Here is a 23,207-nt window from a genome sequence, read left to right as displayed (position 1 = left end):
GCGTTTCAGGATAGGGCTCAGTGGGTGGGCAGCGTGTTTCCTTACATCGACGACTCGATGGCTTGCCAGCGCTGCCAGTCCTCCGGTCGGTCAACGTCCCATACGGTGGCGGGGTAACTGGCGCGAAGGCCGAGGGCTTCAATCCGTTGCCGGGTCGCGCTAAGCACCCTGTCGCTTCCCCAGGGGATCAGCTCAAACAGACCCGGATAGTCGCAATGGGTGCCGATCAGCCCATAGCCGCCGTCCTCGGCGGGGAGCATGACCACGTCGTGGGTACTGAACTGCTGTATGCAGGCCGTGATCAGGTCGCTGGTGATGCTCGGGCAGTCGCTGCCCATCACGATGGCGGGACCCGAAGAGCTGTTCAAAGCATGACGAATGCGTGCCCCCAAATTGCCCTCCGGCTGCTGGGCGAGCGTCACGCCAAAGCGTTCGTAAAGCTCGCCAAACAATGGGTGAGTGTGGTCGAGTGCCGTCCATAGCGTGATGTGGTCAGCAGGTAGGGCTTTGCAGGCATTGGCGACACAGTGACGGACCAGTTGCGCATGGGCATCCGCGGCACCCTCTGTGCCAAGCAACGGTGCCAGGCGCGTTTTTGCCTGCCCTGGCAGCGGCGCCTTGGCGAGCAGGTGCAGCTGGGGCGTTTCACCGGGCATCATGATACTCCTTGGCCAGTTGGGTGGCGCTAACGCCGCGCCAGTAGCGATAGCGCAGCTGCCACATCAGGCGGATGGTGGACCAGGCACCGTGTTGATCCCAGCGCCTGCCCGAGCTTACCACTTTGCTGCGTAGACAGGCGGGGCGCGAGATCCGTTTGAGTCGTTTGCAAAGTTCGATATCTTCCATCAACGGCTGTGCGGGAAAACCACCGACGGCCCTGAAGGTGTCCGCACGCGCAAAGATGCCCTGGTCGCCGGTGGCGATGCCGGTGAGTCGAGAGCGCAGATTCATCATCCAACTGACCACGGGCAGCCAGCGGCTGCGGCCCGAGAGTTTGATGGCAAAGCGTCCCCAGGCATGGCGGTCAAGCGCCTTGAGTATCTGCTCAACGGCGCCCCTGGGCAGTTGAGTATCCGCATGCAGGAACAGGAGCGCCGGGGCGCTGGCATGCTGAGCACCGAGATTCATTTGCCGCGCCCGCCCGGGTTGACTGGCAATCACTCTATTCGCCAGCGGTCGGGCGATGGAAAGGCTTGCGTCGCTACTGCCGCCATCGACCACGATGATTTCAACGCCTTCGCCAAGCGATGACAGTGCCGTTAAATAGTACGCCAAAGAGGCTCCCTCGTTGAGCACCGGTATCACGATGCTGAGGCGAGCTGTCGGGTCAGCCGAGTTCAATGATCGGCCCTCCCGCGGCGTCGGCATCGGCGTGGTCGTGGGTGACCAGCAGCGCGGGGAGGCCCGCGTCGCGCAGCTGGTTAAACACCAGTGAGCGCATTTCCTGGCGCAGTGCCATATCCAGCTTGGAAAACGGCTCGTCGAGCAGCACCGCGTGTGGCTGTGAGAGCAGCAGGCGCATCAAGGCCACGCGGGCTTGCTGACCGCCGGAAAGCGTGGCTGGGTCGCGCGCCTCATAGCCTGCGAGCCCCACCTGGTGCAGCGCCTGGACCACCTGCGCCTGTTTGTTGGCGGTGCGTTGAGGAATGCCAAAGCGCAGATTACCGCCCACGCTGAGATGAGGAAACAGCAGTGGGTCCTGAAACAACAGCCCGAGGCCGCGTTTTTCGGCAGGCAGGGTGTCCAGGCGCGTGTCGGCCAGGAAGACCTGCCCCTGGGCCTTGAAGGCGGGCGACATAAACCCTGCCAGGTAAGCCAGTAGGGTTGACTTACCCGAGCCGGAGGGGCCCATGACGGTGAGCACCTCGCCGGGCGCAATGGTCCGGTCGATGGCCAGCAGCGTTTCGCCATGTAGCGTGATCTGCACCTGCTGGATGTGCAGCGTCGGGTTCAGTGTCATGCAACTCCTCGCATCTGGCGACGTTTTGCCCAGGCCAGGCGCGGTATCAGCAGCGCCAGACTAAAGCCGATAAAGGGAAGTAGTGCCTGGAGCAGTGCGAGCACGGCGATCAGCCGCCGGTTGCCCCCGGATGCCATGGCCACCGCTTCGGTGGTGATGGTGGGCACACGACCGCCGCCGAGCAGCAGCGTGGGTAGGTACTGGCCGATACTCACCGCCAGGCTGACCGCGCAGGCGGTAAGCAGCGGCGCCAGCAGCAGCGGCAGGCGCACCTGCCAGAAGGCCCGCCACGGCGAAGCCCCCAGCGAATGGGCAACGTGCAGCCAGCGCGGGTCCAGGCGTCGGTAAGCTTCCGAAAGCGACAGGTAAAGATAAGGCACGACAAAGAGTAAGTGGGCGGCTACCACCAGCGCTCTTTGCGGGCGCAGGTTAATGCTTTCCGCGGCGACCACCAAACCAAACAGAAAGGCGACCTGGGGGATGATCAGCGGCAGGTACAGCAACCATTGGCCCGCATGGGCCGGTAGGTGATGGCGCGCTGCGTTTTCGAGCGCGGCGACCACCAGCACAGCGGCGATCAGCGTTGCGGCCAGCCCCACACTGAGCGTATTGATCAGCGGCGTAGAGACCATTGGCAAAATGCGCCGCCAATGATCGAGCGTAAGCGTTCCGGGAAAGGCGTCGGGGAAGCGCCAAAAACCCGCCACCGAAAACACTGCCAGCCCGGCGATGGCGCTGATGACCAGCAAGGTCGTCAGCCCCAGCAATCCTCGGCCGCCCACGGCGATAGCAAGGGCGCCACGCTGACGAGTGCCATCCACCAGCCAGTGGTGGCTGAGCCGCTTGACACACTGCTCGCCGAGCCACCAGGTGGTAAGCGCGGCCAGGGTGACGCCTAGCTGAAGCACGGCGCCCGCAGACGCCATGAAACGACGGTTCAGATCGGGGTCGTTGAACCAGGTCAGAATCGAGACGCTCAGTGTAGGCGGTAAGGTCGGGCCAAGAATCATGGCCATATCGACCACCGACGTGGCGTAGGCAATGACCGCGTAGATGGGTAACCGGATCAGCGGGTAGAGTGCCGGGAAGACCGTTTTCAGCCAGGCAATACTCGGCGCGTAACCCAGTGAACGCGACAGCATGACGCGCTGCTCTGGTTGAAGCTGAGGCAATGCGGCCAGACCCATCAGCAGCAGAAAGGGGACTTCCTTGAGCATCAGACCGGCCATCAATGTCAGCCCCATGGCGTCGTTGACGATGAGCCAGTCGGGAGGCCGCTCCCAGCCCGTCAGCCCGGGAGAGAAAAAGCGTGCCAGTAATCCGGAAGGGGTGATAAGGAAGGCAAGACCAAACGCCACGGCCGCGTGGGGGATCGCCAGCAAGGGTGAAACCAGCCGCCGAATGCTGCGGTCCAGCCAGGTGCCGCGACTGGCGGCCAGAAACAGCACAACCACCAGCAGCGCCATGAGGGTGCTCAGCAATCCACTGGCGAAGCTCACCGCTATCGAACGGCCAAGCCCGGGCTGGGCGAACAGGCTGTGCCAGGGGGCCATGCTGACGGTGTTGCCGCCCAGTGCGGGCAAATAGCCAAAGGCGGGCAGCAATACCATCAACAGGCCCGCCCCAACAGGCAGAGCCAGTAGCGCGATGAGCAGTGTCGGGGCTAGTCGCAGCATTTGCCTAGTTCACGCCATAGCGCTCAAGCCAGGCATCCTGCAGCGCGGTCATCCAGCTTGGGTGCGGCTCGGGCAGGGTATTGGACAACGCATCGGTCGGCAGTTCTGAAGGATGCTGCTCGCCCCGCTCAAACAGCGCTCGGGCATCGGCGTCTAGCTGGTCGATATCCAGCACGCTGCGGTCCCCCCACATCGAAAGCGACTGCTTCTGTGCCTGGGCTTCCGGCGATAGCAGGAAGTTGGCGAGGACCATGGCGCCGGCCTTGTGCGGCGAGTTATAGGGAATGGCAACGAAGTGGACGTTGCCCAGAGTGCCGCCTTCCAGCACGTAACTGCGCACACTCTCCGGCAGTTCGTACTCCATTACCGCGACGGCCGCATCGGTGGGGTAGAAGGAAAATGCCAGACTCAACTCGCCATCGCTCATCAGGGTGCGCAGGTTGGGGCCAGAGTCCGGGAACGTACGCCCGCTGCGCCACAGGTGCGGGTGCAGCTCATCCAGATAGGCCCACAGCGGGGCCGTCACGCGCTCGAAATCGGCGTCTTCCACCGGCTGGTAAAGGGCATCATCCTGGTCCGTGAGTTCGATCAGAGCCTGCTTCAAAAAGGTGCTGCCGGTGAAGTCAGGGATGCGTGGATAGCTGAACTGGCCAGGGTTGGCTTTGGCCCACTCAAGCAGTGCCGACATGTCCTGAGGCGGGGTGTCGGTCAGAGCACTGTCGTAATAGAAGGTGATTTGTGCCTTGCCCCAGGGCGACTCATAGCCCTCGGTGGGCAGGGTGAAATCGGTGACCACTTCGGGGTTGTCGTCGGCGTTGGTGAGCGCAAAATTGGGCAGTGCCTCGGCGAAGGGGCCAAACAGCAGGTCGCTCTCGCGCATCGCGGCAAAGTTTTCGCCGTTGATCCAGATCAGGTCGATGCTGCCTTCGTCATCGTTGCCTGCCTGCTTCTCGGCCAGTACCCGCGATACCGCACTGCTGGTGTCATCCAGCTTTACGTGCGCCACCTCAACATTGAACTGCGCCTGCATTTGCTCGGCCACCCAGTCGATATAGCGGTTGGTGCGTGAGTCACCGCCCCAGGCGTTCCAGTAGACCGTTTGGCCGTCAGCTTCGTCCAGCACGGCTGACCAGTCGCTGGGATCGGGTGCTGCCACGGCGGGAAGTGTCAGCGCCAGTAAGGGGGCTATCAGGGGGTATCGGCGTTTCAGCATGGGGTACCTCTGTCAGGATGAGCAGGGATTATTCAAGGGCCGTCAATTAAAGCGTCGCGCGCAGGCGCTGCAGTTCGTCTTGAACGTGATCGATGATCGGCGGGGACAGGTAGTGCTCGACTCGGTCGCGTACGTGGGCAATGACGGTGGCATCCGTGAGTTCCGCCGACCAGTCTTCGCCGCGCTGTTGGGCGTCCTTGGCGCGCAGGTGCTGGGCACGCCACTTGGCGCACCAGGTCAGCGACCACAGCCAGGTGGCACGTCGGCAGGCCACCAGCGTTTCGGCGCTGGGCGACTTCCCCATGGCGGCCTGCCAGCGGCGGTAAAACCCGATGACCTCATCCAATGACAGCACCGCCTGGCTATTCAGGTCCCAGGTGGTGGAGGTGTAGAGGCTGGTATGGGCCAGGTCGATGCCCGGCAGGCCGTAGCGACACTTCTCCAGATCCACCAGCACCGCGCGCCCCTCGGCATCGATCAGAAAGTTGCCGGGGTGGGTGTCAAAGCTGATCAGGCAGCGTTCGGCATCGGCAAGCGCCACCGGCAGAGCCGCCAGTTCATCGCGAATGCGTGCCACCACCTCAGCGCTCAAGTCGGCCTGTTCGAGCCATTCAGACTGGCGAGCCACTTCCTCGCGCATGGCCCGCCATGGGTCTGCTGGCGCTAGCAGTGGGGCAGGCTGGTCCGGCAGTGGCAGCCGGTGCAGGCTGGCCAGGGTTTCAGCGATGCGGGGTAAATCCTGCGGTAGTTGGGCCAACTGGCCTGAGATAGCATCCACCAACAGGCCGCCGCGCGGCAAGGTATCGCTTACTTCCAGAAGGCCATGTAAACGTGGCACATGGCCGCCCTGGCTGGCACGCTGGTAGCAGGCCGCTTCGTAGGCGAGGTTATCGGCGGGGCCAAGGTTCATCTGGCTTTGTTTGGGAAGCCGTGCCACCCAGTCGCCACCGTCGCGGTTTATCCAAACATGGTCGTGGGCAAGCCCGGTATCCGCCATCGGGGATAGCGACTGGTAGCGAATCTGGGCCTGTTGCAGCACTGCTTCCAGGGACTGCAGGCGCGCCTCTAAAGGTGTCGGCATGGCGTCATCCGTGTTGAACAAGTCATCGTTGCCACTAAGTGGTTGTTCTAACGCCAACCTTACACGGTTTATGGTTAAAAATGATCCAGGCGCGGCGGAAAGGCGCGGTCATGCAGCCCAGGCGGAATACCAACAGCCCTAGTTTTGCATGGGAATATCATCTTTCCAGCGAAAACCTACGCCACCTGCTTTCCAGATGCCGTCGCGATTGAAGGGATGCGGGCCGGATAAGTTGATGTACTGGGGCAATTCGAAGTGCGGCGCCAGGTTCTGCCTGGCCTTGATCGTCACGCGATCCATGATCCTCAGGCCCTGCTCCTCTGCCGACATATGCGCTTCAGGCGCTGCCCGGTGGGCCAGCGCCCAGTTATCTATATAGAGGAGATCGCCCGTGTCGTAGTGGTAGCGTATGCCGTACCCTTTTTCGAATGACGCATTCAGCAGGTCGTTATAGTCGCTCAAAAGCTGCTTCATCTCGTCTTCGTTGAGCAGGCGAAGTTGCTCGGTGGAGGCGGGTGTCTGCTGCAGCTCATCAATGGCGACACCCTCTTCCGGCAGCCGCTCGATGACGGCGCCGGTCATTCCCAGATGCAGCCATACGCTCTTGCGCCCAGAAATAGGGTGCTTGTGGACCACGGGGTGACTCACGCCTGACGCCGAGTTGACGGACACCAGCCGCTCCCAGAAAGCCTGCTTTTCCTCGGGCAGAACATCAAAGGCGGCCCCCTGATGGGCGAAATGGGTGCCGCCGCCCTGCTCAGGGGCGCGTGCCATGTAGTAGGCGGAGTGGGAGAAGGTGGCGGCCTCAAAGCTGCCATCATTATGCCACTGGGGCCCCACGCCCAGGATGCCGTAGCGGTCATCATTGGAGCAGCGGAAGATATCCCGGTTCATGCCGGGCGTCGCCGGGTGGACGCCATGAGTGGAATGGATTTCGCCTGCGCCCCACCACTTGCTCGCGTTGACCAGCTCATCGGCCGAAAGGTCTGCCTGATGCTTGAAAACGATGAAGCCACGGTTCGCCATTTCCACTTCCAGCGCCTCGATGACAGGCTCGGGGAGTCGCTGACGAACGTCAGCCCCGTAGATCTCGACGCCCAGCGGTTCCAGCTGTTTGACCGTCAGGCCGGCTTCCTCAAACAGCGCGATACGCTCAGGGTCGAGCGGCGGCAGGGTGGGTGGTGTGTTGCTGAATTTTTCGGAGGGCGTTCGCATGGTGGAAGTGACCTCGATGGGTGAATTTAACAGCTTCACTCAGCGAATGTCCGTGACAGGGTCCTGAGCGGCAGGAACAAACGGTCCAGTTACGTTGGTCAGGTTATGCTGTGTTTTGTTCCTGGTCCAATCTGTGCACTACCGGTAGGGTAAAACCAAACCGCTCCCTTTCCGGTGCCGCCAAGAGTTCGGGCGTTATAACCACCCATTTTGCAATCGCATATGGCTTTCATTCCTGTGTCATCAGGGCCTCATGAAACAGGGCTTCGACGCGCTCCTGGGTACGCGCATACCAGGCCTCGTCCTTGGTCACCGCGCCCTGGGCGTTGATGGGGTGGGTGGGAATATGCAGGCGCATGTCCAGGCCAGTGTCGCGGTGGGTAGTGACCTGCATCGCAGCAGAGTGTCGCGCTGGGCCATAGGGAATATGCCGGGCCAGCGCCACTTGGCGCTCGCTGGTGGTGGCGAAGCGGATAAACGCTCGGGCCGTCTCGGGGTTCGGAGCGCCGCGGGGGATCACCCAGGTCTCGTGCTCCTGGAGTTGGCCGTCCCAGAGAATCTCGATAGGCAGATCGCGCTCCACCATGGCCGCGAAGAAGCGGCCATTGTAGCCTGACGCCATGACCACCTTGCCCTCTTCGAGCAGGCGCACCGGGGTGTCGCCGGCTTCCCACCAGTGGAGTTTGTCGATGCCTTGCAGCCGGGCGAAGGCCAGGTCCAGGCCACGGCGGGTACTGAGCAGGCGGTAGAGTTCTTCCCGGGGGACCCGGTAGGAGAGCAGCGCCCACTCCAGATTAGCCGCCGGGATGCGCTGCAAGGCCCGGGGGCCGGGGAAACGCTGCTGATCGAAGAGATCGGCGATGCGAGTGGGGCGCTCCCCGGGGAACGCATCGCGGCGATAGGCCACGACAGTGGCAAAGATCGAATGGCTGATAAAGCAGTGCCCCAGGGCACCAGAGAAGAAATCCTGGGGTGCCGGGGTACCGTCCGGCGCGGGGGCCGCCAGTTCGGGGGGGAGCGGCTCCAGCAGGCCTTCTTCGCAGGCTGCCATGGCCTCGCTGCGGGTCATATCGATGACGTCCCAGGAGACATCGTTATCCGCCACCGCCTGGCGTAGTTCCGTCAGGCCGCCGTTATAGCTGTCCACGGCCACCGGTACGTCGTGAGCCTCCGTGAAAGGGGTGAAGAGGGCGCGGCGCTGGGCTTGCTCGTAGGCACCGCCCCAGCTCAGAACGGTCAGCGGACTGGCGGCGTCAGGCACGTCCGCCTGGGTAGGAGATGTCAGGGCAAGCAGCCCGGTCAGGAGTCCTGGGATCCATCGTCTAGCCAGCACCGTGTTCCTCCCGCCGTAGGGCGTCGCTGTGATGCAAGAAGGCTCGAGCAATACTCGACTCATAGGCTACCCCAAGAAAGCGCCGTTCGTTATCTACAACGGCGATGGCCTCACCGGTGACCTTCTCCAACTGATGCATTGCGTCCCAAAGTGATGCGTGAGGATCCAGCACGGGGCGAGGCGTTTCGGGACAGTCGGTCAGGGTTGTTGCCTCGCCGCCTACCCGGAGGGTCTCCAGGCTTGCCAACGTCACGCAGCCTTGGTAGCGCCCTCGGTCGTCCACCAGGTAGGCTTCGCCATGACCTGCTGTGCTCAGGCACGAGATGGCGGCGTCCAGTGGGGTCGCAGGGGCCAGGGTGACGGCATCGTGGCTGATCAACTCGGTCAATCGTGTTTCCTGGAGCACGGCGCGACTGCGCCCCGCGGAGAGGTCCAGGCCACGGCGGGCCAGTTGAATATCGAAGAGCGAGCGGCCGAACAATTGGGCGGCCAGTGGATTGGCGAGCGTCACGCTGGCCAGGGCGGCGGTGGTCAAGGCATAGCTGCCGGTGAGTTCGAAGACGATCAGCAGAGTGGTAAGAGGCGCGCCGAGTACTGGCGCGGTGACCGCAACCATGCCGCACACGGCATAGAAGATAAACGTCTCCTGGCCACCGCCCAGTTCGGCGACCAAGGTCCCGACCAGGGCACCGAAAAGGGTACCGATCACCAGCGCTGGGCTGAAGACGCCACCGGCGAAGCCCAGCCCCAGGCACAACGCGGTCGCGGCCAGCTTGAGCAGCAGGACCATCAGCAGCTCGCCGCCGCCGTAGGCCCCCGGCAAGGTGGCGAAGCGCAGGGTTTCCTGGCCCATGCCGAGGATATCGGGCACCCACAGCGCGGTTAAGCCGAGCAAAGCCCCGGCCAGTGCGGGGTGCAGGCTGGCGGGCAACGGTAGCCGCTTAGCTAGCTGCCCCATGGCAAGAATGGCATGCATATAGGCGCCCGCCACCAGGGCGCCCAGGCCACCCAGGGCCAGGAAAAGAGCGAATTCCCAGGGCTGGGGTACGCCAGGCTCGGTGATATGGAACAGCGCCCCTTGATCCAGCAACTGGGTGGCCAGCACATAGCCGACGATGGCGGCGGCGGCCACGGGAGCGAAGGCGCGCAGGGCATAGTGGCGCAGCACGACTTCGTGGGCGAAGACGATGCCTGCAAGGGGCGCATTGAAGGCGGCCGCAATGGCAGCAGCCACCCCGCAAGCGATCGTGATATTGTCTTCTGAGCGCCCCAGGTGCAGCAAGCGGGTGATCAGCGAGCCGAGCGTCGCGCCGAGATGGACCAGCGGCCCGTACTGACCCACCGAAGCACCGGCGCCCAACGACACCAGGCTGCTTAACCCCGATAGCGCACCCGCCTTGGCGGGTAGGCGACCCCGGCGGGTCTGGACGGCAGCGATGGCGTCAGTAGGTGTGTGGGGACGGCCCCCGGGAAGACCGCGATGCAGTTGACCAACGAGCAGCCCGCCCAGGGTTGGTACCAGCAGGGTGGCCAGGATCACAAGCTTGGTGTTGGCCGCCATCATCTGGCCTCGCGGGGAGATCAACAACAGGTCGTTGAGCCATAACACCGCATTGACGAAACCGACGGCGACCAGCGCCGCCACGCCCCCGACGATACTGCCCAATAGTACCAGGCCAAGAAAACGCAACACCGCCAGGGGGTGTCGGGCCGAAACGCTGTCTGTGCTGGGCGAGTCCATCTCCCAGTTATAGGCGCTATCGGGTCGCCGGGCAAGGTAGCACGGGCGCCATGCAGTAAGAGCTGCCTGGCGCCGCGTGGCTTACAGCGCTGAGATTTTAGCCCGCTGCTCTTCCAGCAGCTTTTTGGCGGCCTGGAACTCGGCGAGCTTACTGCGTTCTTTCTCTACCACGGCGTCGGGGGCCTTGGCGATAAAGCCTTCGTTGTCGAGTTTCTTCTCGATGCCGCCGATCAGCTTGTCCTGTTTGTCGATCTCCTTGGCCAGGCGCTTGAGCTCGGCGTCCTTGTCGATCAGGTCGGCCATGGGTACCAGTACTTCCATGTCGCCCACCAGCTGTGTGGCGGAGAGCGGGGCGTCGTCGGGGTTTTCAAGCCAGGTGGCGCTTTCCAGCTTGGCGAGCTTGGCGAGGAAGTGGCGGTAGCTTTCAAGCCGCTCGGCGTCTTCCCGCTTACCCTTGGTGAGCAGCACGTCCAGCGGCTTGCCGGGGGCAATGTTCATCTCGGCGCGGATGTTGCGCACGGCGATGATCACGCCCTTCAGCCATTCGATATCGCGGGTCGCCTGCTCGTCGATCTTGCTGTTGTCGGCTTCTGGCCACGCCTGCAGCATAATCGACGCGTCGTCGCCCATATACATGCCCGCCAGGGGTGACACGCGCTGCCAGATCTCTTCGGTGATATAGGGCATCATCGGGTGCGCCAGGCGCAGGATGGCTTCGAGCACGCGCACCAGCGTCCGGCGCGTGCCGCGCTTGCGTTTCTCAAGCAAGGCCGCTCCCGACGTCCTGTCTCCAGCGGCATTAGTACTTCCCTGTACGTCATCCTCCCAGAGTACCGGCTTGGAAAGCTCCAGGTACCAGTCGCAGTACTCGTTCCAGACGAACTCGTAGAGCGCCTGGGAGGCATGGTCGAAGCGGTACTCGTCCATCGCCTTGGTCACTTGCGCTTCGGTTTTCTGCAGCTGGGAGATAATCCAGCGGTCGGCCAGCGACAGCTCAACCTCGCCACCGTCGGTACCGCAATCCTCGCCTTCGGCGTTCATCAGCACGTAGCGCGAGGCGTTCCATAGCTTGTTGCAGAAGTTGCGGTAGCCGTCCAGGCGATTTATGTCGAACTTGATATCCCGCCCGGTCGTCGCCTGGGAGAGGAACGTAAAGCGCAGGGCATCGGTGCCGTGGGCTTCAATGCCGTCTTTAAACTCTTCTTTGGTGGCTTTGGCAATCGCCTTGGCCTTTTGCGGCTGCATCATGTTACCGGTGCGTTTTTCGAGCAGCGCATCCAGGCTGATCCCATCGATCAGGTCGATGGGATCCAGCACATTGCCCTTTGACTTGGACATCTTCTGACCCTGGCCGTCGCGCACCAGGCCGTGAACGTAAACCGTCTTGAAGGGGACTTCGCCGGTGAACTTGAGCGTCATCATAATCATCCGGGCCACCCAGAAGAAAATGATGTCGAAGCCGGTGACCAGCACGCTGGTCGGGTGGAAGGTTTCAAGCTCCGGGGTCTGCTCCGGCCAGCCCAGGGTGCCGAAGGTCCACAGGCCCGAGCTGAACCAGGTGTCGAGCACGTCTTCGTCCTGGGTGAGCTCAACATCATCGCCCAGGCCGTGCTTCTCGCGGACTTCCTGCTCGCTGCGGGCAACGTAGACGTTGCCGTCGGCGTCGTACCAGGCGGGAATGCGGTGGCCCCACCACAGCTGGCGGGAAATGCACCAATCCTGAAGGTCGCGCATCCAGGCGAAATACATGTTTTCGTAGTTCCTGGGTACGAACTGGATATCGCCTTTTTCCACCGCTTCGATGGCGGGCTTGGCAAGCGACTCCACGGCGACAAACCACTGGTCGGTGAGCAGTGGCTCGATGACGTCACCCGAACGGTCGCCGTAGGGCATGGTGTTGTTGACGGCTTCCACCTGCTCGAGCAGGCCTAGAGCGTCCATGTCCGCGACGATCAGCTTGCGTGCCTCGAAGCGGTCGAGCCCGGCGTACTTGGCGGGTAGACTGGCGTCTTCATCCGGCTGGGGAGTGCCTTTCAGGTCGTAGATCTCGGCCTGCTCAAGAATTGCCGCGTCCTTGGAAAAGACGTTGATCAGCAGGTGATTCTGGCGCTTGCCGACCTCGTAGTCGTTGAAGTCGTGGGCCGGGGTGATCTTCACGCAGCCCGAGCCTTTTTCCATGTCGGCATGCTCGTCAGCGACGATGGGAATCCGACGGCCGACCAGCGGCAGCTCGATAAACTTACCGACTAGCGAGGCATAACGCGTGTCTTCCGGGTTGACCGCCACGCCGGTATCCCCCAGCAGGGTTTCCGGGCGGGTGGTGGCGACCACGAGATAGTCCTTGCCGTCAGCGGTTTTGACGCCATCGGCCAGCGGGTAGCGGAAGTGCCAGAAGCTGCCCTGCTGCTCCTTGTTCTCGACTTCCAGATCGGAAATCGCGGTGTGCAGGGTGGGGTCCCAGTTGACCAGGCGCTTGCCGCGATAGATCAGGCCTTCCGCATGCAGACGCACGAAGACTTCCTGGACGGCCTTGTAGAAGCCGTCGTCCATGGTGAAGCGCTCGCGGGACCAGTCGACGCTGGCGCCCATGCGGCGCAGCTGGCGGGTAATATGGTCGCCGGATTCCTGCTTCCACTCCCAGACTTTATCGATAAACGCATCACGGCCCAGGTCGTGGCGGGTTTTGCCCTCTTCGGCGGCGATTTTGCGCTCGACCAGCATCTGCGTGGCGATACCGGCGTGGTCGGTGCCTACCTGCCACAGGGTGTTGTTGCCCTGCATCCGCTTCCAGCGCGTCAGGGTATCCATGATGGTGTCCTGGAACGCATGGCCCATGTGTAGACTGCCGGTCACGTTGGGCGGTGGAATCATGATCGAAAAGGGTTTGCCGTGTCCGGTCGGCGCGAAACGGTTGTCGGCTTCCCAGCGCTCGTACCAGCGAGTTTCGATCTGTTCAGGTTGGTAGGTCTTTTCCATGGATTGGCTCACCGCAACGATGCTCCCCGCCGGGAAGCATGGAATTCATAAATGGGGTCGAAAAAATGGCGTCAAGTATAGCGCGATTAAGGGTAGGGCGTCAGGCCCTGGCCGGGTGACGATTCAGCCCACGCATGGCGATCAATCCAAGTACCGGCCCCGGCAACAGCCACCAGATCACCGCGAGGCCCTGATCCGACCATAGGGCGGTGACCAGCGCGATCGAGGGTATCGTCAGGCCAAAGCCAATGGCGTTCATCATGGCAAGCGCCGCGCCTAGACGCTCGGGTGGCGCGGTAGCGCTGGCCAGGGCTGAAAACTGTGCGGAATCGGCGATCACGCTAAAGCCCCAGAGCAGTAAAAGGGCGATCAACAAAAGCGGTGGCGCCCCGCCGATCAGCGGATAGAGCAGGCATAAGGCGCCCGAGGTGGCCAGTGCCACAAACGCTACGCGAGCGCTGCCATAGCGGCGACTCCAACGGCCGGCCAGCACGCAGCCGGGCAGGCCGATGGCAATGATCAAAAAGCTGATCCAGGACTGGGCGCTGCTGGCCGCATTAAGGCGCTCCAGTTCGCGTGTGACCAAAAACGGTACAAGGGCCCATAGTGCATAAAGCTCCCAGCAGTGGCCGAAGTAGCCCAGTGCGGCTGCCCGAAAATCTTTATGTCTGAACGCCGCAAGGCCCGCCCAGGGCCGCCCACCATTGGCTTTGGCAGGGAGGTGCGGGCCAACGCCCAGCTTATAAATCATCAGTGCAGCGACAAGCGCCAGCAGCGACGCCAGGAGCAGCGGCCATTGCCAGGGCAGTTGCAGGGTCAGTCCGCGCAGCAGGTGCGGCGAGGCGATGCCCAGGGTCAGCATGCCGACCAGCCAGCCAAGCGCCGCCCCGGCGTGGCTGGGTGTCCAACTGACCACCAGCTTCATGCCCAGCGGATAGATGCCCGCCAGACAAAGCCCGGTCGCGAAACGCGCGATCGCGGCGAGCGTGACGTTATCCGCCACGCCAATGAAGGCGGCGTTAACCAGTGCCCCGAGCACAGCCGAGATGGCAAACAGATGGCTGGCGCGAACGCGGTCGGCCAGGCCCGTGGTGGCAATCGCCAGGGTGCCGGTGATAAACCCGGCCTGCACGGCAATGGTGAGGAGTCCGAGGTCACCCTCACTCAGTCCGACAGCCTCCTGAAGCGCCAAGCCAACGCCGTTAACGCTGAACCACAGCGAGGTACCGAAAAGCTGGGCGATAACGATCGTGACTAGGGGGTAGCGCGTGAGCACGTTTGCGTCTCCGAGAGTGTAAAGGGCGCGGCAGGCCCCGCTCATGGTAATCAACAATTGGCTGTCGCGACGAATTTTTTGAAAACAGCATTGTCGGAATGCGAGAGTAGAGCAAGGCCCGTCAGGATTGTGTCGGGTAGTTATTCACTTTGTACGCAATTGGAGTTTTTGATGCAGCTAACCAAACTTTTGGTTCCAGCAGTCACCGCACTGGCATTCAGTGTTCCTGCCATGGCCCAGCAAATGGGTGGCGGCGCCATGGGGGGTGGTACTCCCAGTGTCGATGACCAGGTTAACCAACTCGACCAAATGCTGGATCTGGATGACGGTCAGAAGGATGAACTCAACAACCTCTTGACCCAGATGCAAGATGAAAGCAGTGCCAAGCAGCAGGAAGCCCGAGAGCTGCAGCAGCAACTCAGCGAGCACGTCCAGCCCGATTACGATGAAGCGGCCATTCGCGCAGATGCCGAGCGTCTTGGCGACCTAACGGCCGAGATGACCGCCGATAGCGTCATCATGCAGTCTCAGATCGAAGACGTATTCACTCAGGAGCAGCGTGATCAACTGGATGAGGCCATGGCCCAGCGGCGGCAGCAAATGCAACAGATGCAGGAGCAGATGCAACAACAGGGAGGCTAAGGCGAAGACGCAGTGATAGAGACTGTCTTCTCCATTGATGACCCCGCCACGTGCGGGGTCTCGCAAATCACCCACTAGTGTTCTGTCGTTGCCGCCATGCTTGACCAGCGGCCGTTAGCCGGTATTTCTGCAAGCGGCTATTGGGCTTGTCTGGAATCGTTTGCTCAATCAACCCAGCGTTCAGTGCAGGTCGCAAATAGGCATTGCGGAAATGGGGCTGATGTTTGAGGCCCAGCATGTCCTGTAGCTCGGCCCGTGTCATTTCGCCTTCCAGAGAGTCTAGCAAGCGGGCAACTTCCGGGCTGACTGGGTCGGTGACTGGGTCGGTGACTTGGTCGGTGACTTGGTCGGTGACGGATGGTGTGTCGCCCTGCCATTCTGCTTCCGGCCTCCAGACGATGACACTGAATTGATTGCCCGAAGGGTCATCCTGCAAATCAATCCGGGGCCAAGCCTCGAGCGCTCGTGGAATCCCACTACCCATGCCGCGATAAGGCAAAATGTGAGAGGCATGTTCTGTGAGCGTGGGATTGCGACGAATGGTCTTTCCTTGGCTAATATCTTCGGGGCTTAGTCTATCTGGCAGGTGGCCAGGGCTGATGATCTCCACACGGTCGGCGAAGATCATCAGGCGAACGGAAGCGCTGGTGAAGTAATCCCTGTGAATCAAGGCATTGACCAGCAACTCCTCAAGTGCCGTTTCGGGAATCTCCAGTTCGCCCAGAGTGTTGAAACTCCGGCCATGCTGCACATGATGCAGGTTGCGTTTGATAAACGCGAAAGTGCCCCGGAACTGATCCAGCAGGGTGCCCTTGATGTCCTCGCTGTCCAGATAACGGGTATCGTGCAAAGCCGTGCCGGGAAAGGCCACCGCCTTCACTTCAAAAGCTGGGCGCCAACGCTGGGGAGTGCGACCAAACAACATCAGCCCTGCCAGATTCAACTCCTGGCCGTCGCCCAGGCCCAGGTTCTGCAGCAACTGCTCCCGTGTCAGGCCTGAGAACTCACTGCTCTCGCCATAGCGACGATTGAAGTAAGTGGTAAACGTCTTGTCATCGATATCTTCTACCGAGGTGCCAGTCACCGGTACTACATCAGCGTAAACCAGACCGGAGCGCTGGAACATGCGTTGCAGTTCTTCGCGGGAGGTTACATGCCGTTTGTCCGAGCCTTGTTTAACCCAGATACGGCCTTGATTATCGAGGTAAGGCTTGGCTAGTCCATCGGGCACTTCTATCACAACCACAATGCCCTGATGCGTCTGCACATTCTCGGTCAGCGGATGCACCGGTGGGCGCACATGCTGGGAAGCAGCGTTGCCAAGCAACTGGTTCAACCGTCGAACCGCCGCGCCATCCAGTCCCGCAATCGAGCCGTCATCATTAACGCCCAGAAACAGCCATCCGCCACCACTGTTGGAAAAGGCGGCCAGCTCAGCGGCCAAGCCATCCGCGTTGGTGGCGTCACGCTTGAACTGGTGGCGGCTGTCTTCACCACCTGCGACCGTCTCAAGAAGTTCACTTATCGTCATGACTTACTTCGCTTCAGCTCACAAGGGAGGTCTCAATTGCAGTGTCCAGACAGGCTTCATCCGCATGGGGGCACGGTCACGATCCCAGCTTATGCGGTACGACCTCATGGCCGAGTTCTTTATAGCGCTGCCAGCAGGCGCGTTTGGCGACCAGCACTTGCTGGTGCTGGTTAATAATCTCGGCAATGCGGGTATAGCGCTCAATGCCCGCGGGAATATCCGGATGCAGGTTGAGCAGAGCGGTCTCTGCCGAGGGCACAGGCAGCTGTTGCCAACCTAGCGTAATCGGCACGCTCGTGGCCATGTCGCTGTCTTCCAGCGCGTGGGGCAGGTAGGCGTCGTCGCGAAAGCCCCACAGGGCCTCGTCGGCCTGTTCCGCCAGGGCCTTATCCTCGCAGTGAAGGTGCAGCCGGTAGCCCTTGCGGTGGATGGTCTCGGCCAGCTTGCAGGCAAACTGGAGGCGGGCATCCAGCGTGGTGTCCGGCAGGATATAAAAGTCGATACGCGCCATGGCGGATTCCTGGCAGGGCGTCTCAGGGCAGCGTCGCCGCAGGCAATGCCGCGGCGACGCAAGAGGGTGGGATTATGCCAGCTGGGTGAGCCAGCCGTACTTGTCTTCGCTACGGCCGTACTGGAGATCCAGCAGTTTGGTGCGAATGCGCTTGGCGACTTCGTTATTGCCACCCGCCGTGAGACGAATGCGCTCGTCTTCGCTGACCAGCTCGCCCACCGGCGTGATGACTGCCGCCGTGCCGCAGGCGAAGACTTCGGTAATCTCGCCTGAAGCTGCGCCCTCACGCCATTCGTCGATGCTGATAGGGCGTTCTTCCGGGCTCAGGCCTTCGTCTTTGGCCAGGGTAAGTACCGAGTTGCGCGTGACGCCTTCGAGAATGGTGTCGGTCAGGCGCGGCGTCACCAGGCGACCGTCCTTGAAGACGAAAAACAGGTTCATCCCGCCCAGCTCTTCGATCCACTTGCTTTCTGCGGCATCCAGAAACGCCACCTGGCCGCAGCCGTTGGCGGCGGCTTCCTTTTGCGCTGCCAGTGAGGCCGCGTAGTTGCCGCCGCACTTGGCAAAGCCGGTGCCGCCTGGCGCGGCGCGCTTGTAGTGGGAGGAGAGCCAGATGGACACGGGCTCGATCCCGCCTTTGAAATAGGCGGCGGCCGGCGAGGCGATCACGTAATAATCTACCTCGTGGGCGGGTCGTACGCCCAGAAAGGCTTCCGTGGCAATCATGAACGGGCGCAGATAGAGGCTGCATTCGTCGGCATCGCTTGAGGGTGTGGGTACCCAGACATGATCCTGAGCGAGCAGGGCTTTCAGTGAGCCAATAAAATCCTCATCGGAAAGCTCGGGCAGCGCCAGACGACGCGCACTGCGGCGAAAGCGTTCGGCGTTTTTCTCGGGGCGGAACGTCCAGACAGAGCCGTCGGCGTGACGGTACGCCTTGATGCCCTCAAAGATCTCCTGGCCGTAATGCAGCACCGAGGCGGCGGGGTCGAGCGTCAGAGGGCCGTAGGGACGCACCTGATGACCGTGCCAATCGGCGTCGATCGTCCAGCGGATGTGCGCCATATGGTCGGTGAAATGCTTGCCAAAGCCAGGTTTGTTGAGAATATTGTCGCGAATCCCGTCGGCCGTCGGTTGGTTGGACGGCAGGGCTTCAAAATGAGTATCAAAACTTGCAGTGGGCACGGCTGTCAGTCTCCGCTAGCAACACGCCTCTCAGGGCGACTACTGTAATAAGTGGGGGTATTAAAACAGGCGTACTGGGTAAAGCTCAGTACGCCTTGATATGTTCAGGTTTAACGGTTGTGGCGCCTAAAGGCAACCGCTGGTTGTCTAGTCGTCGCCATTTTCGACTTGGGCGTCGTTTTCGCGGTCCAGCAGATATTGCGTCAGTAGCCCCACAGGGCGTCCGGTGGCGCCTTTCTGCTTGCCGGAGTGCCAGGCGGTACCCGCAATATCCAGGTGTGCCCAGGGAAAATGCTCGGCAAAGCGCGACAGGAAACAGGCAGCGGTAATGGTGCCCGCCGGGCGGCCGCCGATATTGGCCAGATCGGCAAAGTTGGAGTCGAGCTGCTCCTGATATTCGTCCCACAGCGGCAGGTGCCAGGCACGGTCCCAGGCGGCTTCGCCGGCGTCGAGCAGGTCCAGTGCCAGGTCGTCGTCGTTGGACAGCAGACCGGTGGCGTGGTGGCCAAGCGCGATGATGGCCGCGCCGGTGAGCGTGGCGATATCGACCACGCTCGCCGGTTTGAAGCGCTCGGCGTAGGTCAAGGCGTCGCACAGCACCAGCCTGCCTTCTGCGTCGGTGTTGAGCACCTCAACGGTTAGCCCCTTGAGCGTGGTAATGATATCGCCGGGTTTGGTGGCGGCGCCGTCCGGCATGTTTTCCGCTGCGGCGACGATAAACACCAGATTCAGCTTGGGCTTGATCTTGAGGAGTGCTTTGACCGTGCCGAATACGCTGGCGGCACCGCCCATGTCGAACTTCATCTCGTCCATGCCTTCGCCAGCCTTGAGCGAAATGCCGCCGGTATCGAAGGTGATGCCCTTGCCGATCAGGACGTGGGGGGCTTCATCCGCGTTCTCGGCACCATTGTAGCGCATGACGATCAGGCGGCTTGGCTCTCGACTGCCGCGCCCGACCGATAGCAGGGCGCCCGCACCCAATTCGGCAAGCGCTTCTTCGTCCAGAATATCGACGTCCAACGCGTCTTGGGAGTCACGGCCAAGCTGTTCCGCCTGGTCGGCCAAGTAGCTAGGCGTGCACACATTCCCCGGCAGATTGCCCAGTGTACGCGTATAGTTGATACCCTGACCGATAGCGCTACCCTGGTGGGCGCCCTGTCGGGCAGCCTCGGCGTCGGCGGCGTTGCTGATCATCAGGTTCAGCTGCGTCAGGCTTGCCGCTGGCGCCGGGTTGCGTTTGAACTGATCAAAACGGTAGCTCGCGCGCTCGATGCTTTCGAGCACCTTGCGTGCTTTCCAGCCCGTATCGCGATCGGCAAGCGGTACTTCGGTCAGCATGACGCTTGCGTTATCAATAGGCAGTTTGAGGAGCGCCGTCATGGCGGCATCCAGCGCCTTCAGGTACGCCGTTTCATGGCATTTTTCGCGTTCGCCAAGGCCAACGAGCAGCAGGCGCTCGGCACCCAGGCCTGGGGCATACGGCAATAACTGTATGTTCGCGAGGCTGGCATCAACGTCGCCATTGGCCACAAGCTGGCCGATCAGTTGCTCGCTGGCATCGTCGAGTTTGGCAACGGCGGGCAATAAATCGCGACTTTTGTGGTCAGGCACCTTGTAAACAGGGACGACCAGGCAGGCCGTTTCTATTTTGGCGGGATTGGCCGTTTGAACGGAAAATTCCATGACGTCTCCAACAAGACAAGCATCGAGGTATTCAGGATAATGACCCAGTGTACCCAAGCACGGCAGGTGTTGCATAACATCCTGCACGACTAGCCGGAGAGCGCGTTGATCTTATTTCGCTATTTAACCCGAGAAGTTCTGGTCACCATGTCCGCTGTAGCGGGCATTTTGCTGTTGGTGATCATGGGCAGCCGCTTTATCCGCTATTTTTCCGACGCGGCGGAGGGCGATTTTCCGGTCAATATTCTGGGCAGCTTGATGGTCTATCACCTGCCGGGGTTCATGGAGCTTATCCTGCCGCTTTCGTTCTTTCTGGGCATATTGCTGGCTTATGGCCAGTTGTACATGAACAGCGAAATTACGGTGATGGTGGCCTGTGGCATGAGCCCCAAGCGGCTGCTCAAGGTGACGTTACTGCCTGCCTCGGCGGTGGCGATAGCGGTGGGTGTTTGTAGCCTTTGGCTGACACCGGCAGGCGCTCTGCAAACGGCTGCGATCATAGAAGAACAGGAAAGCCGATTGGACGTGTCGGTGCTGGCACCCGGCCGCTTTCAGGAGTTCGGCGGTGGCCGTACCGCCTATATCAGCGGTTTCAATGAGGATGGAAGTGAAATGCAGGATGTTCTCGTCCACGAGCAGCGCAATCCTTCCGATGACGCCGAGCACGACTATGTCACTAGAGCTGAGTACGGCTACCAGGAAACGCGCATGGAAACCGGTAGCCGCTTTCTGGTCCTCAATAACGGCGAGCGTTACGGCGTAACGCCTGGACAGCGAAATGCTGAACGCTTGACGTTCGAACGTTATACGCTGCGGTTGGGCTTGAGTCGCGACCGACAGGAGCTGGATTCGCTGGAGTACGCCACCACGCTGGCGCTCTGGCAGGATGACAACGACCGCGCCCAGGCCCAATGGCAGTGGCGGGCCGGTCTGCCGCTGATGGTCTTTATTCTGGCGATCATGGCGCAGCCCCTGTCGCGGGTTAACCCCCGACAGGGTCGCTTTGCCAAGCTGCTTCCCGCGGTCTTTTTATACGTTGCCTACCTGAGCTTACTGCTGGCGGCCGTGGATGCGGTAGGTAGCGGGGCGTGGTCGACTACCGTGGGTATATGGCCCGTTCATGGGCTGTTTCTAGCCTTGGGTCTCTTGCTGATCTGGCACTCGCAACGCAAGGGGATGCGCTGATGATCGTTGATCGACTCGACCGCTATATTGCCCGCAACGTTCTGTCAGCCATTGTGGTGGTGCAGTTTGTCCTGCTCGGGTTGGATATCACCATCGCCTATATCGACGATCTGGGCGATGTGCAGGAAGGCTATTCGGCCCTGGATGCGCTGTTCTATCTACTGATGCGTACCCCCTGGCGGTTTTACCAATATGCGCCGGTAGCAGTGCTGATAGGTGCGCTGATCGGCCTGGGCAGTATGGCGTCAAGCAATGAACTGACCGTGATGCGTGCCGCAGGCCGATCACTGGGGCGGATTGTCTGGAGCGTGATGAAGCCCGTGTTGGTCGTCATCGTCGTGGTGCTGATGGTGGCTGAGTATGTCAGCCCACGCACCGAACAATATGCCGAAGCGTGGCGGCTTGAGCAGCTTCAGGGGGAAGGCGCCATGTTGACCAGCCGCAGCGGCTGGCAGGTCGAGGGAGACAGCGTTTATCGCTTCGGCGCGATTCGGGCGGATAACGTGGTGCTCGACCTGACCCGTTACCGGTTTGACGAGGAGCGTCTCGTCGAAGCGACTCACGCGCGTCGCGCCAACTGGGACGATGGCGGGTGGCAGTTGGAGGATGTCGCCACTACGCGGATTTTTGATGACCACACCGAGTCCGAGCAAGCCCAAATCATGCGCTGGGAAACCGACTTCACCCCGCTTCAGCTGGAGCGCCTGCTGCGTTCGGTAGAAAGTCAGGCACCCAGCGAACTGTGGGCCTACGCGCGCTTCCTTGAAGCGCAGGGCATGCAGACGGACCAGCCGTTGCTGTATTTCTGGCAAAAAATGTTAATGCCGCTGACCATGGGGTCGCTGGTGTTGATTGCCGCGTCGTTTGTGTTTGGTCCGCTGCGTACCGTGGCGGCGGGCACTCGGGTGTTTTATGGCGTGGTCACCGGGCTGGTCTTTAAATACGTTCAGGACTTGCTGGCACCGGCCTCGACACTCTTTGGTTTCTCCCCCGTCTGGGCGGTACTGGTGCCGACGCTGGCGTGCGCCGTGGTGGGTGTCTATTTCCTGAGGCGCAACGGTTAATTCCTGATGCCAAGGAGCTCTATGACCAAGCGACGATTTTCCCAGCCGACCAATATCCGGCCCGCGGGATTGCCATCGCGTCTGGGTGCGATGCTCTATGATGGCTTGTTGGTGACAGCCATCTGGATTGCCGTGACGGTCGCCCATTTGGCGTTTTTCAGGTTTGTGCTAGGCCAGAAGGCAGAAGATATAGGCACTCTGGAGGTCGATGTCTGGAGCCTGCGGCTTTTGCTGGTGCTGAGCACGACGCTGTTTTTTGTTTTTTTCTGGCGGCGTGGTGGCATGACACTGGGCATGCAGGCGTGGCGACTGCGCGTGCAAACCCTCGATGGTGAGGTCATTTCCCTCAAGCAAAGTCTGGTGCGCTGCCTCACTGCCTGGCTTTCTCTGGCAGCGCTAGGGATTGGTTACTGGTGGGTGTTATTCGATAAGCATTACCGTAGCTGGCCGGACATCGCCTCCGGCACGCAGACCGTGAAATTGCCCAAGCATTAATTTTTCTTTGCAAAAACACAAAATGTCGCTCCCGACAATCAGTTACATGCACCTTCATAACACTTAAGACGAATCGATACTAAAGGCTATGCATTTTTACTTGCAAAGATGTATGCGACTCATTTACATTAACCTTATGAACTTTATGAGGTGCAGCCATGTACGTGTGTGTGTGCAAGGGAGTAACTGACCATCAGATCCGCCAGCAGGTGAGCGACGGCGCGCGCAGCTGGCAGGAAGTCCGTGAAGCAACCGGCTGTGCCACCCAATGCGGCAAGTGCGCATGCTTCGCCAAATCGGTGACTCGCGAAGCGGTTCATGAGGCTCGCCTGGAAGCCAGTGCAGGCTTGGCATATGCCGTGTGACGCGAATCACTATTATTAGGGTTATCTTTAGCAAATATATGATTTGCTTGAATTTTTGTCTCTCATCTCTATACT

Annotated in this window: 20 protein-coding genes; 5 read left to right on the top strand and 15 right to left on the bottom strand. The window is 61.1% G+C overall.

All coding sequences use genetic code 11. From position 1 onward, the window contains the following. Positions 1–41: 41 nt before the first annotated feature. The 11 genes from ADS46_RS16945 to ADS46_RS16895 form a co-directional block, all read right to left on the bottom strand. On the bottom strand, positions 42–656 hold the full coding sequence (locus tag ADS46_RS16945; protein WP_082926133.1) for a TIGR04282 family arsenosugar biosynthesis glycosyltransferase: 615 nt from the start codon (positions 654–656) through the stop codon (positions 42–44). Further along, positions 646–1,368, bottom strand: coding sequence for a TIGR04283 family arsenosugar biosynthesis glycosyltransferase (locus tag ADS46_RS16940; RefSeq protein ID WP_066321988.1), 723 nt, complete (start codon positions 1,366–1,368; stop codon positions 646–648). The genes ADS46_RS16945 and ADS46_RS16940 overlap by 11 nt, the downstream gene beginning before the upstream one ends. After that, positions 1,328–1,960 carry an ATP-binding cassette domain-containing protein gene (locus ADS46_RS16935; protein WP_066321987.1) on the bottom strand — a complete coding sequence of 211 codons (633 nt, stop codon included), beginning with the start codon at positions 1,958–1,960 and terminating at the stop codon, positions 1,328–1,330. The genes ADS46_RS16940 and ADS46_RS16935 overlap by 41 nt, the downstream gene beginning before the upstream one ends. Continuing rightward, positions 1,957–3,636, bottom strand: coding sequence for an ABC transporter permease (locus tag ADS46_RS16930; RefSeq protein WP_066321985.1), 1,680 nt, complete (start codon positions 3,634–3,636; stop codon positions 1,957–1,959). Before ADS46_RS16930 ends, ADS46_RS16935 begins: the two co-directional genes overlap by 4 nt. Positions 3,637–3,640: 4 nt before the next feature. Then, positions 3,641–4,849, bottom strand: a complete 1,209-nt coding sequence (locus ADS46_RS16925) for an ABC transporter substrate-binding protein (protein ID WP_066321983.1) — start codon at positions 4,847–4,849, stop codon at positions 3,641–3,643. 46 nt (positions 4,850–4,895) lie between these two features. Next, the gene (locus ADS46_RS16920) at positions 4,896–5,930 is read right to left on the bottom strand and encodes an aminoglycoside phosphotransferase family protein (RefSeq protein WP_066321981.1); all 1,035 of its coding nucleotides are present in this window, start codon (positions 5,928–5,930) and stop codon (positions 4,896–4,898) included. 138 nt (positions 5,931–6,068) lie between these two features. Further along, positions 6,069–7,184: a TauD/TfdA dioxygenase family protein gene (locus ADS46_RS16915; RefSeq protein ID WP_234346870.1), complete on the bottom strand. Its 1,116-nt coding sequence runs from the start codon at positions 7,182–7,184 to the stop codon at positions 6,069–6,071. Positions 7,185–7,374: 190 nt separating this feature from the next. Continuing rightward, a complete protein-coding gene (locus ADS46_RS16910) occupies positions 7,375–8,478 on the bottom strand; it encodes an extracellular solute-binding protein (protein WP_066321979.1) in 1,104 nt (367 codons plus the stop codon). Further along, complete coding sequence (locus ADS46_RS16905) at positions 8,468–10,219, bottom strand: chloride channel protein (RefSeq protein WP_066321977.1); 1,752 nt, start codon at positions 10,217–10,219, stop codon at positions 8,468–8,470. The genes ADS46_RS16910 and ADS46_RS16905 overlap by 11 nt, the downstream gene beginning before the upstream one ends. An 81-nt stretch (positions 10,220–10,300) precedes the next feature. Next, on the bottom strand, positions 10,301–13,195 hold the full coding sequence (locus ADS46_RS16900) for a valine--tRNA ligase (RefSeq protein ID WP_066321975.1): 2,895 nt from the start codon (positions 13,193–13,195) through the stop codon (positions 10,301–10,303). Positions 13,196–13,295: 100 nt separating this feature from the next. Then, entirely contained in the window at positions 13,296–14,471 is a 1,176-nt protein-coding gene (locus tag ADS46_RS16895) for an MFS transporter (protein WP_234346869.1), read from the bottom strand. A 171-nt stretch (positions 14,472–14,642) separates the two neighbouring features. Between ADS46_RS16895 and ADS46_RS16890 the strand changes: the two genes are divergently transcribed. Beyond that, positions 14,643–15,113 (top strand): Spy/CpxP family protein refolding chaperone, encoded by a 471-nt coding sequence (locus ADS46_RS16890; protein ID WP_066321971.1) that lies wholly within the window; start codon positions 14,643–14,645, stop codon positions 15,111–15,113. 67 nt (positions 15,114–15,180) lie between these two features. On the opposite strand, the gene ADS46_RS16885 is transcribed toward ADS46_RS16890, so the two are convergent. The 4 genes from ADS46_RS16885 to ADS46_RS16870 all read right to left on the bottom strand — a co-directional run bounded on the left by ADS46_RS16885 (position 15,181) and on the right by ADS46_RS16870 (position 20,023). Next, entirely contained in the window at positions 15,181–16,644 is a 1,464-nt protein-coding gene (locus tag ADS46_RS16885) for a Fic family protein (RefSeq protein ID WP_066321970.1), read from the bottom strand. Between the two features lie 76 nt (positions 16,645–16,720). Beyond that, positions 16,721–17,155, bottom strand: coding sequence for a DNA polymerase III subunit chi (locus tag ADS46_RS16880; protein ID WP_066321967.1), 435 nt, complete (start codon positions 17,153–17,155; stop codon positions 16,721–16,723). Between the two features lie 72 nt (positions 17,156–17,227). After that, positions 17,228–18,340 (bottom strand): branched-chain amino acid aminotransferase, encoded by a 1,113-nt coding sequence (locus ADS46_RS16875; RefSeq protein ID WP_066321966.1) that lies wholly within the window; start codon positions 18,338–18,340, stop codon positions 17,228–17,230. 147 nt (positions 18,341–18,487) lie between these two features. Then, positions 18,488–20,023, bottom strand: a complete 1,536-nt coding sequence (locus tag ADS46_RS16870) for a leucyl aminopeptidase (RefSeq protein ID WP_066321964.1) — start codon at positions 20,021–20,023, stop codon at positions 18,488–18,490. A 105-nt stretch (positions 20,024–20,128) separates the two neighbouring features. Between ADS46_RS16870 and lptF the strand changes: the two genes are divergently transcribed. From lptF to ADS46_RS16850, 4 genes are all read left to right on the top strand, one after another. Next, positions 20,129–21,208: an LPS export ABC transporter permease LptF gene (gene lptF / locus ADS46_RS16865; RefSeq protein ID WP_082926131.1), complete on the top strand. Its 1,080-nt coding sequence runs from the start codon at positions 20,129–20,131 to the stop codon at positions 21,206–21,208. Then, complete coding sequence (lptG, locus tag ADS46_RS16860) at positions 21,208–22,272, top strand: LPS export ABC transporter permease LptG (protein WP_066321963.1); 1,065 nt, start codon at positions 21,208–21,210, stop codon at positions 22,270–22,272. The genes lptF and lptG overlap by 1 nt, the downstream gene beginning before the upstream one ends. A gap of 21 nt (positions 22,273–22,293) precedes the next feature. Continuing rightward, positions 22,294–22,767 carry an RDD family protein gene (locus ADS46_RS16855; protein ID WP_066321958.1) on the top strand — a complete coding sequence of 158 codons (474 nt, stop codon included), beginning with the start codon at positions 22,294–22,296 and terminating at the stop codon, positions 22,765–22,767. Positions 22,768–22,925: 158 nt separating this feature from the next. Then, positions 22,926–23,132, top strand: a complete 207-nt coding sequence (locus ADS46_RS16850; protein ID WP_066321956.1) for a (2Fe-2S)-binding protein — start codon at positions 22,926–22,928, stop codon at positions 23,130–23,132. Positions 23,133–23,207: the final 75 nt, after the last annotated feature.

It is taken from the genome of Halomonas sp. G11 (assembly GCF_001663515.1).
Classification (GTDB): domain Bacteria; phylum Pseudomonadota; class Gammaproteobacteria; order Pseudomonadales; family Halomonadaceae; genus Vreelandella.
This window is presented reverse-complemented; position numbering and strand designations above follow the sequence as displayed.

Bases quoted from the DNA above. Each gene is read 5' to 3' on its own strand.
- ADS46_RS16945 (WP_082926133.1), bottom strand. From the start codon at position 656: ATGCCCGGTGAAACGCCCCAGCTGCACCTGCTCGCCAAGGCGCCGCTG.
- ADS46_RS16940 (WP_066321988.1), bottom strand. From the start codon at position 1,368: ATGCCGACGCCGCGGGAGGGCCGATCATTGAACTCGGCTGACCCGACA.
- ADS46_RS16935 (WP_066321987.1), bottom strand. From the start codon at position 1,960: ATGACACTGAACCCGACGCTGCACATCCAGCAGGTGCAGATCACGCTA.
- ADS46_RS16930 (WP_066321985.1), bottom strand. From the start codon at position 3,636: ATGCTGCGACTAGCCCCGACACTGCTCATCGCGCTACTGGCTCTGCCT.
- ADS46_RS16925 (WP_066321983.1), bottom strand. From the start codon at position 4,849: ATGCTGAAACGCCGATACCCCCTGATAGCCCCCTTACTGGCGCTGACA.
- ADS46_RS16920 (WP_066321981.1), bottom strand. From the start codon at position 5,930: ATGCCGACACCTTTAGAGGCGCGCCTGCAGTCCCTGGAAGCAGTGCTG.
- ADS46_RS16905 (WP_066321977.1), bottom strand. From the start codon at position 10,219: ATGGACTCGCCCAGCACAGACAGCGTTTCGGCCCGACACCCCCTGGCG.
- ADS46_RS16900 (WP_066321975.1), bottom strand. From the start codon at position 13,195: ATGGAAAAGACCTACCAACCTGAACAGATCGAAACTCGCTGGTACGAG.
- ADS46_RS16890 (WP_066321971.1), top strand. From the start codon at position 14,643: ATGCAGCTAACCAAACTTTTGGTTCCAGCAGTCACCGCACTGGCATTC.
- ADS46_RS16885 (WP_066321970.1), bottom strand. From the start codon at position 16,644: ATGACGATAAGTGAACTTCTTGAGACGGTCGCAGGTGGTGAAGACAGC.
- ADS46_RS16880 (WP_066321967.1), bottom strand. From the start codon at position 17,155: ATGGCGCGTATCGACTTTTATATCCTGCCGGACACCACGCTGGATGCC.
- ADS46_RS16870 (WP_066321964.1), bottom strand. From the start codon at position 20,023: ATGGAATTTTCCGTTCAAACGGCCAATCCCGCCAAAATAGAAACGGCC.
- lptG (WP_066321963.1), top strand. From the start codon at position 21,208: ATGATCGTTGATCGACTCGACCGCTATATTGCCCGCAACGTTCTGTCA.
- ADS46_RS16855 (WP_066321958.1), top strand. From the start codon at position 22,294: ATGACCAAGCGACGATTTTCCCAGCCGACCAATATCCGGCCCGCGGGA.
- ADS46_RS16850 (WP_066321956.1), top strand. From the start codon at position 22,926: ATGTACGTGTGTGTGTGCAAGGGAGTAACTGACCATCAGATCCGCCAG.